Source organism: Streptomyces sp. NP-1717, assembly GCF_022695985.1.
In the GTDB taxonomy this organism is placed as follows: Bacteria; Actinomycetota; Actinomycetes; order Streptomycetales; family Streptomycetaceae; genus Streptomyces.
Genome location: NZ_JAAPBF010000218.1, coordinates 1 through 12248, shown reverse-complemented (window position 1 = coordinate 12248; position 12248 = coordinate 1). Strand labels below are relative to the sequence as shown.

Here is a 12248-nt window from a genome sequence, read left to right as displayed (position 1 = left end):
GCGGACGATCGACGACCTGCCGCAGGTCTACCGCGACGTGATGGACGCCTGGAACACCTGCCTGGAAGAGGGCGCCGACTTCTCCGACATGAACCGCGCCATGCGCGAGCGCGACGTACCGCGCATCCGGGAGATCTGGGCGCGGCTGGTGGAGAAGCTCGACAACCAGACCTTCTACGGCTTCCTCTGCGACTCCGACGCCTTCAAGTCCTTCCGGCACCGCGAGATCTTCGGCCAGGTCGGCTTCGGCACGGGCGGCTGGGACACCGACTTCCCCAACTCCATCCTGGAGATCCTGCGCGTCGTCTACTCCGAGGCCGACGACCACCACCGGGGAATCGTCGGCGGCAGCAGCCAGTTGCCGCTGCGGCTCTGGGAGCGCGAACCGGCCAAGATCACGCACTGGCCCCTCGGCACGTCGCTCTCCTCCCTGCACGGCGGCGAGCCGCGCGGCGCCGTGACCCGGCTGCGGCGCACCGCGGGCGACCGGATCACCGTCACCGACGCCGCCGGGGACATCCGCACCTACCGGGCCGCCGTGTTCACCGCGCAGTCCTGGCTGCTGCTCTCGAAGATCGACTGCTCGGACTCGCTCTTCCCGATCGACCACTGGACGGCGATGGAGCGCACCCACTACATGGAGTCGTCCAAGCTGTTCGTGCCGGTGGACCGGCCGTTCTGGCTGGACGAGGCCGTCGACGACCGGGGAGAGCCGACCGGCCGCGACACGATGTCGATGACCCTCACCGACCGGATGACGCGCGGCACGTACCTCCTGGACAACGGGCCCGACAGGCCGGCCGTCATCTGTCTCTCCTACACCTGGTGCGACGACAGCCTGAAGTGGCTGCCGCTGTCGGCGAACGAGCGGATGGAGGTCATGCTGAAGTCGCTCGGCGAGATCTATCCGAAGGTCGACATCCGGGGGCACGTCATCGGCAGCCCGGTGACGGTGTCGTGGGAGAACGAGCCGTACTTCATGGGCGCGTTCAAGGCGAACCTGCCGGGGCACTACCGCTACCAGCGCCGGCTGTTCACCCACTTCATGCAGGACCGGCTGCCCGCCGACAAGCGCGGGATCTTCCTGGCGGGCGACGACATCTCGTGGACGGCGGGGTGGGCCGAGGGCGCCGTACAGACCGCGCTCAACGCCGTGTGGGGTGTGATGACGCACTTCGGCGGCGCCACGGACGCGACGAATCCCGGACCGGGCGACGTGTACGACGAGATCGCCCCGGTCGAGCTGCCGGAGGACTGAGGGCGCGCGGAGGGTCGGAAGGCGGGGCGCGCGGGCGCTGAACGGTACGGGGCGTACGGGCGGTTCAGCCGTACGGCGTGAGCAGACACCGCCCCACCAGTCCCACCCCCGCGTCCATCCGCTCCCTGAACTCCTCGGCCAGCGGCGGCACTTCGCGCAGCCCCCAGAGCACCCGCGCCGACGACCAGGCCGCTTCCAGAGCCCGGTCCAGACTCCAGGAACCGAGCAGATGCGTGAGCGGGTCGCCGACCCGCAGCGTGTCGGGGCCGGCCGGGACCTCGTCGCCGACGCGCTCCGCGAGCAGCGCGAGCGCGTCGCCGACATGCGCGAACGCCGTCTCCAGCTCGGCCGGTTCACAGCCGCGTGCCCGGCAGAGGTCCACCGTCGCGAGCGGCAGATCGTGCCCGACGTGCGCGTTGACGCCCGCGAGCGCGAACTGCGCGGGCCGTACGCCCGGATGCCGCCGGTACTGGAAGAGTGGCCGCCAGCCCGCCGGTGCGCGCCCGCCCACGGCCACCGCGTCGACGGCGGCGAGATACCGCTCGACGAGTGCCGAGCGCAGCGCGGCGGCCTCCCGCGCGACGGCGTGACCGCCGCCGTACGACACCCCGGTGTCGTCGGCGGCCGACAGGCAGAGCCGGTTGAACACGGCCACCCCGTCGCCGTCCGGCCAGTCGGCACGCAGCGCGTCCATCCGCCGCCACGCGCAGTCGGGCGCGCGTCCGTCCTCGTCGGGCCGGGCCGCGAACAACTGGATCTTCGCCATGGGAGAAGCGTTTCAGCCCGCCGGTCCGCCAGGTGCCGGGGGACCGGGACTTCGTCAGAACGGGGGAAGGAGGGGCCCGGCCGGTTACGGCCTCGGGGCGGGCCCCCGGTCTCCCTCGTCCCCGCTGTCGTACGTGGACGTGCCCGAGTCGAGGAGCGGTCCGTCGCCCTTCAGATGCGGCGGGGCGAAGGCGCGCAGCACGTGGTAGCCGACGATGACCACGAGCGAGCCGAGCGCGATGCCGCCGAGTTCGAAGCTGTCCGTGAACGTCAGACTGACCCCGCCGACCCCGATGATGATGCCCGCCGCGGCCGGCACCAGGTTCAGCGGATTGCGCAGATCCACCCCGGCGTTGATCCAGATCTGCGCTCCGAGCAGCCCGATCATGCCGTAGAGGATGACGGTGATACCGCCCAGCACCCCGCCGGGAATCGCGGCGACGACGGCGCCGAACTTCGGGCAGAGCCCGAAGAGAAGTGCGAAGCCGCCGGCGGCCCAGTACGCGGCCGTCGAGTACACACGGGTCGCGGCCATCACGCCGATGTTCTCGGAGTACGTGGTGTTGGGCGGTCCGCCCACGGCGGTGGAGAGCATCGACGCGGCGCCGTCGGCGCCGATCGCCGTGCCCAGCTTGCTGTCGAGGGAGTCGCCGGTCATCTCGCCGACGGCCTTCACATGGCCGGCGTTCTCCGCGATCAGCGCGATGACGACGGGCAGCGCGACCAGGACGGCCGACCACTCGAAGCTCGGCGCGTGGAAGTCCGGGAGCCCGACCCAGTCGGCCTTCCCGACCAGGGAGAGGTCCAGACGCCAGTGGTCGACGGACTCGGCGCCGCCCGCGGGGGAGTGGATCTTGCCGAAGAGCCGGTCGAAGAGCCAGGAGACGCCGTAGCCGAAGAGCAGACCGAGGAAGATCGCGATACGTGACCAGAAGCCGCGCAGACAGACCACGGCCAGCGCTGTGAACACCATCACGAGCAGCGCGGTCCACTGGTCCTGCGGCCAGTAGGTCTTGGCGGAGACCGGCGCCAGGTTGAACCCGATGAGCATCACGACCGCGCCCGTCACGACCGGCGGCATCGCGGCGTGGATGATCCGGGCGCCGAACCGCCGTACGGCCACGCCCGAGAGGAAGAGCACGACGGCGACGACGAAGACCGCGCCGGTCACGGTGGCGCTGTCGCCGCCCGATGCCCGGATGGTGGCGGCGACCCCGACGAACGACAGCGAGCAGCCGAGATAGCTGGGTACCTGGCCCCGGGTGGCCAGCAGGAATATGACCGTCGCGACACCGGACATCATGATCGCGAGGTTGGGGTCGAGGCCCATCAGCACGGGCGCCACGAACGACGCGCCGAACATCGCCACCACGTGCTGGGCGCCGAGCCCGGCCGTACGGGGCCAGGAGAGCCGCTCGTCGGGCCGTACGACGGCGCCGGGCGCGGGTGTCCCTCCGTCCCCGTGCAGGGTCCAGTGCACACCGAGCTTCGTGAGGGGCTTCATGAGGGTGGCTCCACTTCCGCGTCCGGTGCCGAGATCTGCGTCATCGTAGGTCCTGGCGTCCGGCGGCTCCCGGGCGAGTCCGCCCAGGAGCCCGCGCGTGACCTCGGGACACCGCGTCCGGCGGCCGACGACCCGGTCCGGTCGCGCGCCCCGGCCGGCCTCGTCCTCAGTCGCCGGACGGGCTCTTGAGCCCGTCCGGTACGGAAGGCGCCTGCTCCGCCGGACCCGTACCGGCCGCCGGTGCCGTACGCCGGTCCCCGGTCCTGAGCACGCTCGCGCCCAGCACCAGACCGAAGGCCAGCACGGTCACCAGGCCGAACGAGGTCACCAGCGAGGTCGCGTCGGCCACCGCGCCGATTGCCGAGGGGGCGATCAGTCCCGAGGTGTACGTGATGGTCGCGACGCCCGCGATGGCCTGGCTGGGGTTGGGCCCGCTGCGCCCGGCGGCGGCGAAGGCCAGCGGTACGACCACGGCCACACCCAGCCCGACGAGGGCGAATCCGCCCAGGGCGACAAGGGGGTTGGGCGCGAGGACCACGAGCGCGCCGCCGAGCGTGGCGGAGACGCCGCCCACCCTGACGCACCGCACGGCGCCGAAGCGGTCGACCACCCGGTCGCCGAGCAGCCGCGCGATGGCCATGGTGAGGGCGAAGGCTGTGGTGGACGCGGCGGCGAGACCGGGGGAGGTGTCCAGGACGTCCTCCAGGTACACCGCCGACCAGTCGAGGCTCGCGCCCTCCGCGAAGACCGCGCAGAAGCCGACGGCGCCGATGAGCAGCGCGGACCTCGGCGGCAGGGCGAAGCGCGGCGGCGGCTCGTCCTCGGGCGTGCTGCGCAGGTCGAGCACCCACCGGCAGGCGATCAGGCCCGTGACGGTGAGCACGGTGGCGGCGATCAGATGGTGCACACGGGCGTCGCTGTCCATGTGGGCCGCGAGCGTGCCGCCGGCGGAGCCCAGCAGCGCGCCCGTGCTCCACATGCCGTGCAGGCTGGACATGATCGACTTGTCGAGCCGGTTCTCGATCTCCACCCCGAGGGCGTTCATCGCGACGTCCGACATGCCCGAGGTGGCGCCGTACACGAAGAGCGCCAGACAGAGCGTGACCAGGTTCGGGGCGAGCGCGGGCAGGGTGAGGGAGAGCGTCCACAGCGCGAGCAGTCCGCGCAGCGCCGTGCGCGCGCCGAAGCGGTGGCTGATCGCGCCGGCCAGCGGCATCGCCACCGAGGCGCCGATGGCGGGGAAGGCGAGCGCTAGCCCCAACTGCCCGGCGCTCAGCGCGGCGTGGTCCTGGATCCAGGGGATACGGGTCGCGAAACTGCCGGTGACCGCGCCGTGCACACAGAAGACGGCGGCCACGGCGAATCGCGCCTGCCGCAGTCGCTGTCCGTCGAAGACCGGTGGTCCACTCGGCATTCGGTTTCGTCCTCCCCGTGCGGCGCGCGGGCGCCGTTCCAACAGTGCGGCAGTAAACTATCAGGAACCCTGCCTGATAAATAGACGGCGTGGGCGCGATGAGATCCGCAGACATCTGGAAGGATCCAGCCATGGCCGCATCCCCGAGCACGGCACGGGCCATCAACGACCGCCTCGCCCTGGAATTCCTCCAGGACGAAGGCCCGTTGACGGCGGGACAGCTCAAGACGCTCACCGGGCTCTCCCGGCCCACCGTCGCCGATCTGGTGGAGCGGCTGCAAGGCTCCGGACTCGTCACGGTCGTCGGCGAGACGGGAGGCAGGCGCCGGGGCCCGAACGCGCGGCTGTACGGGCTGGTCGCCGACCGGGCGCACCTCGCCGCGCTCGACGTACGGACGCAGAGCGTCACCGTCGTCGTCACCGACCTCCTCGGGGCCACGCTCGCCGAGGCGGTGCTGCCCATCGGCAGCGACACGGGCACCGAACCGGCCGTCGAGGGCGCGGCGGCCCTGCTGGAGCGCACCGCCCGCGAGGCGGGCGCCGTACGCCTGCACAGCGTGGGCATCGGCGCGCCCGGCCTGATCGACCCGGTGACCGGCGAACTCCGCGAGACCAGCGGACTGCCCGCCTGGCACCGAAGACTTGTCGCCGCGCTCCAGGAACGCCTGACCGCGAAGGTCCTCGTGGAGAACGAGACCAATCTCGCCGCCGTCGCCGAACAGCGCGTCGGCGCCGCCCGCGGCCGGGGCGCGGGCACCTTCGTACTGCTGTGGCTCGGCTTCGGCGTGGGCGCCGCCCTCGTCCTGGACGGCAAGGTCCGGCGCGGCGCGTCGGGCGGCGCCGGCGAGATCGGCTTCCTGCCCGTGCCGGGGACCTCGGGGCTGCCTTCCGCCACCGCCTGCGACGGCGGCTTCCACACGCTCGCCGGCTCGGCGGGCATCTGCGAACTCGCCGAGCGCCACGGCCTGTTCGCCGAGGCCGGTCCCCAGGAGCCGCCCGCCGCGGCCGTCGTGCGCGCCGCCCTCACGGCGGGCGCCGCGGGCGACGCCTTCCTCGACGCCCTCGCCGCGCCGCTCGCGGTCGGCGCCGCGGCCATCAGCGCCGTCCTCGACCCCGGCACCGTGGTCCTGGGCGGCGAGGTCGGTCAGGCGGGCGGCCCGGCGCTGGCGTCCCGCGTCGAGACCCGGCTGGCCGAGATGTCCCCCCTGCGTACGGAGGTCGTGGCGAGTTCCCTGGGCGGCGCGGCCGTGCTGCGGGGAGCGCTGCTGACGGCGCGGGACGCCGCCCAGGACGACCTGTTCGCCCCGGCGGGCTGACGCCGGATCCGGCGGCCGGTCCGGCGGCCGGTCCGACTACGGACAAGTCGACAGAGGTGCCGGCGGGCCTGACGGCCGGTGAGACGGCCGTCGCGGCGCCTCACATCTTCCGCGTCGCCAGGAAGTCCTCGAACGTCTCTCTGCCCACGGCCCGTTCGGGCGCCAGCTGATCGCCCCGCCGGTAGCCCGCGTACGCCTTGCCGAAGAGCGGCATCGCCACCAGCCGTCGCTTGTGGCCCGTCGCCCGCAGATACGCCTCGGCCAGATCCTGGAGCGTGCGGACCTCGGGCCCCCCGAGATCGGGCACCCGGCCCGCCGGCGGGCGCGTGGCCAGGTCCGCCAGCCGCGACGCGACCTCCGCCGAGCCGATCGGTTGCAGGCTGACCCGCGCCGGCAGCACCGTGGCGACCGGCAGCTTCGTCGCGCCCTCCAGCATCTTCAGCACCAGATCGTGGAACTGGGTCGTCCGCAGGATCGTCCAGCCGAGCCCCGAATCCTCGATCATCCGCTCGACGATCCGCTTCGTCCGGTAGTAACCGAGCGGCAGCCGGTCGCCCCCGACGACCGAGATGTAGACGAGATGCGGAATCTTCGAGCGTACGGCCGACTCCACCAAGTGCGCCGCCGCCCTGTCGTCACCGCCGCGCGCCGAGGAGGCGCAGTGGACGACCACGTCCACCCCCTTCAGCGCCCGGTCCAGCGCCCTGCTGTCGTCGTCGCGCAGATCGACGGCGTACGGCTGTGAACTCCGGCTCAGCGAACGGACGTTGTGCCCGTCCGTGCGCAGCCGGTCCACGACCTGTCTGCCAAGTGTGCCCGTACCACCGGTCACGAGGATTGTCGCCATGGCCCAAGCCTGCCAGCGTGTGGGGCTCCCCGTGACGACAGGGGGCCGGGGAGTGTCGTGAAGATCCGGCCGTGTCCTTCCGTCTCCTTCCGTGTCCGCCCGCGACCAGCGTCCGGCCGCCGTGCGGCCACCGGTCCGGCCACCGTCTGTGATTCGGCGCACACACCGGCGATGGCCGACGATCAGGCGTGGCACACTGGTCCCGTACCAGCAGCAGCGCACTCCGGGGTCGGTGCAATTCCGAACCGGCGGTTACAGTCCGCGACCCGACCGCTTCCAGCGGCCGGTTGACCAGGTGAAACTCCTGGACCGACGGTGAAAGTCCGGATGGGAGGCAGTGCGCGGCGGGCCGTCATCGGTATGCCGCCGTCGGCGGATCGTCCTCGGACGTTCCGTTCACCGGTCTCGGCGTACCCGTGTGCGTTTCCCGTTTCTCTGTCGTCATCGACAGGCCCCGGAGTCCGTGCCCCAGAGGCAGGGAGGACCCGGTGGCCACCACCACGGCCGACATCGACGCCATGCGCCGAGCCATCACGCTCGCCGCCCGCGCGCTCGGCGCCACCAGCCCCAATCCGGTCGTCGGATGCGTGATACTCGACGCCGCCGGAGAGCCCGCGGGCGAGGGATTCCACCAGCGCGCCGGCGGTCCGCACGCCGAGATCCACGCCCTGCGCGCCGCCGGCGACCGGGCGAGCGGCGGCACCGCGTACGTCACCCTCGAACCGTGCGACCACACCGGCCGCACCGGACCCTGCGCCCGGGCGCTCGTCGAGGCCGGGATCGCCCGCGTCGTGTACGCGGTCGCCGACCCCAACCCCCAGGCCACCGGCGGCGCCGACACGTTGCGCGCGGCCGGAGTACGGGTCGAGCAGGGGCTGCTCGCCGGCGAGGCCGAGGCGGGCAACGCGGCCTGGCTCACCTCCGTACGGCTCGGCCGCCCCCACGTCCTGTGGAAGTACGCCGCCACACTCGACGGCCGGATCGCCGCGGCCGACGCCACCAGCCGGTGGATCACCTCCGCCGAGTCCCGCGCCGACGTCCACCGGCTCCGCGCCGAGGCCGACGCGGTCGTCGTCGGCTCCGGGACCGCTCGCGCGGACGACCCGCACCTCGCGGTACGGGGCGTCGAGGGCGCCGTCCAGCCGCTGCGGGTCGTGGTCGACACCGAGGCCACCGCCGTACGGCCGGGGGCACGCGTCCTGGACGCCGCGGCGCCCACGCTGATCGCCGTCGCCGAGGACGCGGACACGACGCACCTCAAGGCGGCGGGGCCCGGCGAGGAGCCCGTCGACGTCCTGCGGCTGCCGCGCGCCGAACGGGGCCTGTCCGTCCCGGATCTGCTCGCCGCCCTGCACGCGCGCGGCGTCCGCTCCGTACTCCTCGAAGGCGGCCCGACGCTGGCCGGTGCCTTCGTCGCCGCCGGGGCCGTCGACAAGGTCGTCGGCTATCTCGCGCCCGTTCTGCTCGGCGCCGGACCCGCCGCTCTCGGCGACGCCGGAATCACCACCCTCGCGCGGGCGTTGCGCCTGCGGATGACCGGGACCGAGCGCGTCGGTCCCGACCTGCGCATCACCGCCGCACCGGAACGCGCCGCACCCGCGAGCACCGCACCAGCGGGCACCGCAACCGTCGCAACTCCCAAGGAGCGTTGAGTGTTCACCGGAATCGTCGAAGAACTGGGTGAGGTCACCGCCGTCGAGAACCTCGGCGACTCCTCCCGCTTCCGTCTGCGCGGCCCCGCCGTCACCGAAGGCGCCAAGCACGGTGACTCGATCGCCGTCAACGGCGTCTGCCTCACGGTCGTCGACCTCGAAGAGGGCGGCGAGTTCACCGCCGACGTCATGGCCGAGACCCTCGACCGCTCCAGCCTCGGCGCGCTCGTGCCCGGCGCCCGGGTCAACCTGGAGCGGCCCATGGCCGTCGGCGGGCGGCTCGGCGGACACATCGTCCAGGGCCATGTCGACGGCACCGGCACGGTCGTGGACCGCAAGGCGTCCGAGCACTGGGAGATCGTCAAGGTCTCGCTCCCCGCCGAACTCGCCCGCTACGTGGTCGAGAAGGGCTCCATCACCGTCGACGGCGTCAGCCTCACGGTCGTCGACGCCGGACCCGACTACTTCACCATCAGCCTCATCCCCACCACCCTCGCGCTGACCACCCTCGGCATCAAGCAGCCCGGCGACCCCGTCAACCTGGAGGTCGACGTGATCGCCAAGTACGTGGAGCGGCTGCTGGCCTTCCCCGCCCCGGACGCCGGGGGGCCGGTCCGATGAGCGCCCTGCCCTCCTGGCCGGCCCTGGACCGGCTCAACGCGGAGGCGTTCACCGCCTTCGGCCAGCACCTCATCTGGTCCGACCTGATCGGCAACTCCATCGGCCTCATCGCCCTCGCGCTCGGCTGGCGGCGCTCGATCCTGACCTGGCCCGCGCAGTTGCTGTCCGGCGTCGTCCTCGTCGCCGCCTACGCCTCGGCGAACCTCAGCGGCGGCGTGGGCAAGCAACTCCTCGTCATCGGCGTGGCGTTGTGGGGCTGGCGGATGTGGCAGCGCGGACGGCGGCGAGACGCCGACGGCTCCGTCGGCACGATCGCCGTACGGTTCGCCACCTGGCCCGAGCGCTGGCTGCTCCTCGGCGGCACCGCGCTCGGCACACTCGCCGTCGGCGGCCTGTTCACCGCCGTACCCGACCTGTCCTGGAACCCCTGGCCCGACGCGTACATCTTCGTCGGCACCCTCGCCGCGATGGTCGCCCAGGCGCGCGGTCTGGTCGAGTTCTGGTTCGCCTGGCTCCTGGTCGACCTCGTCGGCGTACCGCTCGCCTTCAGCAGCGGACTCGCCTTCTCCGGCTTCGTGTACGTCGTCTACCTCGGCCTCGTCCTCTGGGGACTGCGTGACTGGTGGCTGCGCACCCGCGCCGGCACCCCGGCTCTGGAAGGAGCAGCAGCATGACCGCACAGCCCACCTGGTACTCCACCGACAACATCGAGGACTTCGCCCTCGACCCCGTGGAGCGGGCCGTCATGGACATCGCCGCGGGCCGTCCCGTCGTGGTCGTCGACGACGAGGACCGCGAGAACGAGGGCGATCTGGTGATCGCCGCCGAGAAGGCGACCCCCGAGATCGTCGCCTTCATGATGAGCGAGTGCCGCGGACTGATCTGCGCGCCCATGGAGGGCGACGAGCTGGACCGGCTCGAACTGCCGCAGATGGTCGACAACAACACCGAATCGATGCGCACCGCCTTCACCGTCTCGGTCGACGCGGCCCCGGCCCACGGCGTCACCACCGGCATCTCGGCCGCCGACCGGGCCACCACACTGCGGCTGCTCGCGGCCGGAAGCGCGGCCGGGCCCGGCGACTTCGTCCGCCCCGGCCATGTCTTCCCGCTGCGCGCCAAGCCGGGCGGGGTGCTCGTACGCAACGGTCACACCGAGGCGGCGGTCGACCTGGCCCGGCTCGCGGGGCTGCGCCCGGCCGGGGCGATCGTCGAGATCGCGGGCGAGGACGGTGTGATGCTCCGGCTGCCCGAGCTGGTCCCGTTCGCGCGCAAGCACGGCCTGACGATCATCTCCATCGAGGACCTGATCGCCTACCGGCGTTCGGCCGAGCCCACCGTCCGCCGCGAGGCCGAGGTCCGGCTGCCCACGGCGTTCGGCGAGTTCACCGCGTTCGGCTACCGCTCCACCGTCGACGGCGTCGAGCATGTCGCCCTCGTCCACGGTGACATCGGTGACGGCACGGACGTACTCGTCAGGATGCACTCCGAGTGCCTGACCGGCGACATCTTCTCCTCCCAGCGCTGCGACTGCGGCCCACAGCTCCAGGCGTCGATGCGGCGCGTCACGGAGGAGGGCCGGGGCGTCGTCGTCTATCTGCGCGGCCACGAGGGGCGCGGCATCGGCCTGCTGTCCAAGCTGCGCGCCTACGAACTCCAGGAGCGCGGGCACGACACCCTCGACGCCAACCTGGAACTGGGCCTGCCCGCCGACGCGCGGGACTACGCGGCCGGGGCACGGATACTCGACGACCTCGGCGTGCGCGGCCTGCGGCTGATGACCAACAACCCCGACAAGATCGACGCGTTGACCCGGCACGGTCTCGACGTGACCGCTCGCGAGCCCATGCCCGTCCAGGCGGGCGAGCACAACCTGCGGTACCTGCGCACCAAGCGGGACCGGATGGGGCACGAACTGCCCTGGCTCGACCCGGCGGCCACCTCGGCCTGCGGCAACCAGTAACCACGGCGCGACCACGACGTACACATTTCGGCGCGTCGGCACATCGGCGCGTCGGCACATCGGCGCGTCGGCACATCGGCACTTCGGAACAACAGGAGAGACATGAGCGGCAAGGGTGCACCCGAACTGTCCGTCCGCAACTGCGGCGACCTGCGGGTGGCGGTCATCGCGGCCCTGTGGCACGAGAAGGTCATGGACGGACTGGTCGACGGCGCCCTGCGCGCGCTGCGCGAGCTGGGCATCGACGAGCCGACCCTGCTCAGGGTCCCCGGCAGCTTCGAGCTGCCCGTCGTCGCGAAGGTGCTCGCCGACCGCGGCTACGACGCCGTCGTCGCCCTCGGCGTCGTCATCCGCGGCGGGACCCCCCACTTCGACTACGTGTGCCAGGGCGTCACCCAGGGCCTGACCAAGGTCTCGATCGACACCGGGGTGCCGGTCGGCTTCGGCGTACTGACCTGCGACACCGAGGAGCAGGCGCTCGACCGGGCCGGACTGGAGGGCTCCAGCGAGGACAAGGGGCACGAGGCCGTCACCGCCGCCGTCGCCACGGCGGCCACCCTGCGTACGGTCGCCGAACCCTGGCGCTGACGGCCCGGCGGGACCGCGTAGGGTGGGCCTCACCATGTCGAAGACGTTCGAGGAGCTCTTCACCGAGCTCCAGCAGAAGGCCGCCACGGGCGACCCCAGCACCTCCCGCACCGCCGAACTGGTGGACAAGGGAGTGCACGCCATCGGTAAGAAGGTCGTCGAAGAGGCCGCCGAGGTGTGGATGGCGGCCGAGTACGAAGGCCCCGAAGCCACCGCCGAGGAGATCTCGCAGCTGCTGTACCACGTCCAGGTGATGATGGTCGCGCGCGGGATCTCGCTCGACGACGTCTACTCCCATCTCTGAGCACCACCCCCGGCGC

General features: G+C 72.4%; 12 protein-coding genes and 1 riboswitch. Of the genes, 8 read left to right on the top strand and 4 right to left on the bottom strand.

Annotated elements, in window-relative coordinates; genetic code table 11:
• Positions 1-1258: FAD-dependent oxidoreductase (locus GXP76_RS29400; RefSeq protein WP_242574656.1), on the top strand; the 1258-nt coding region annotated here is incomplete at its 5' end.
• A 64-nt stretch (positions 1259-1322) separates the two neighbouring features.
• On the opposite strand, the gene GXP76_RS29395 is transcribed toward GXP76_RS29400, so the two are convergent.
• The 3 genes from GXP76_RS29395 to GXP76_RS29385 form a co-directional block, all read right to left on the bottom strand.
• Complete coding sequence (locus GXP76_RS29395) at positions 1323-2024, bottom strand: DUF5995 family protein (RefSeq protein ID WP_242574655.1); 702 nt, start codon at positions 2022-2024, stop codon at positions 1323-1325.
• An 84-nt stretch (positions 2025-2108) separates the two neighbouring features.
• Positions 2109-3527: a uracil-xanthine permease family protein gene (locus tag GXP76_RS29390; RefSeq protein WP_242574654.1), complete on the bottom strand. Its 1419-nt coding sequence runs from the start codon at positions 3525-3527 to the stop codon at positions 2109-2111.
• Between the two features lie 166 nt (positions 3528-3693).
• On the bottom strand, positions 3694-4941 hold the full coding sequence (locus GXP76_RS29385; protein ID WP_242574653.1) for an MFS transporter: 1248 nt from the start codon (positions 4939-4941) through the stop codon (positions 3694-3696).
• Between the two features lie 131 nt (positions 4942-5072).
• Between GXP76_RS29385 and GXP76_RS29380 the strand changes: the two genes are divergently transcribed.
• Positions 5073-6257, top strand: a complete 1185-nt coding sequence (locus GXP76_RS29380) for an ROK family transcriptional regulator (protein ID WP_242574652.1) — start codon at positions 5073-5075, stop codon at positions 6255-6257.
• 100 nt (positions 6258-6357) lie between these two features.
• Here the strand turns inward: GXP76_RS29380 and GXP76_RS29375 are convergent, their stop codons facing one another.
• Positions 6358-7104: an SDR family oxidoreductase gene (locus GXP76_RS29375; RefSeq protein WP_242574651.1), complete on the bottom strand. Its 747-nt coding sequence runs from the start codon at positions 7102-7104 to the stop codon at positions 6358-6360.
• Between the two features lie 214 nt (positions 7105-7318).
• Positions 7319-7449, top strand: a riboswitch (FMN riboswitch).
• A 173-nt stretch (positions 7450-7622) separates the two neighbouring features.
• Between GXP76_RS29375 and ribD the strand changes: the two genes are divergently transcribed.
• From ribD to GXP76_RS29345, 6 genes are all read left to right on the top strand, one after another.
• Positions 7623-8756, top strand: coding sequence for a bifunctional diaminohydroxyphosphoribosylaminopyrimidine deaminase/5-amino-6-(5-phosphoribosylamino)uracil reductase RibD (ribD, locus tag GXP76_RS29370; protein ID WP_242574657.1), 1134 nt, complete (start codon positions 7623-7625; stop codon positions 8754-8756).
• Positions 8757-9377, top strand: coding sequence for a riboflavin synthase (locus GXP76_RS29365; protein ID WP_242574650.1), 621 nt, complete (start codon positions 8757-8759; stop codon positions 9375-9377).
• Complete coding sequence (locus tag GXP76_RS29360) at positions 9374-10051, top strand: nicotinamide mononucleotide transporter family protein (protein ID WP_242574649.1); 678 nt, start codon at positions 9374-9376, stop codon at positions 10049-10051. The genes GXP76_RS29365 and GXP76_RS29360 overlap by 4 nt, the downstream gene beginning before the upstream one ends.
• Positions 10048-11340 (top strand): bifunctional 3,4-dihydroxy-2-butanone-4-phosphate synthase/GTP cyclohydrolase II, encoded by a 1293-nt coding sequence (locus GXP76_RS29355; protein WP_242574648.1) that lies wholly within the window; start codon positions 10048-10050, stop codon positions 11338-11340. The genes GXP76_RS29360 and GXP76_RS29355 overlap by 4 nt, the downstream gene beginning before the upstream one ends.
• 102 nt (positions 11341-11442) lie before the next feature.
• A complete protein-coding gene (gene ribH, locus GXP76_RS29350; RefSeq protein ID WP_242574647.1) occupies positions 11443-11928 on the top strand; it encodes a 6,7-dimethyl-8-ribityllumazine synthase in 486 nt (161 codons plus the stop codon).
• Between the two features lie 34 nt (positions 11929-11962).
• Positions 11963-12232 (top strand): phosphoribosyl-ATP diphosphatase, encoded by a 270-nt coding sequence (locus GXP76_RS29345; RefSeq protein ID WP_078079905.1) that lies wholly within the window; start codon positions 11963-11965, stop codon positions 12230-12232.
• Positions 12233-12248: the final 16 nt, after the last annotated feature.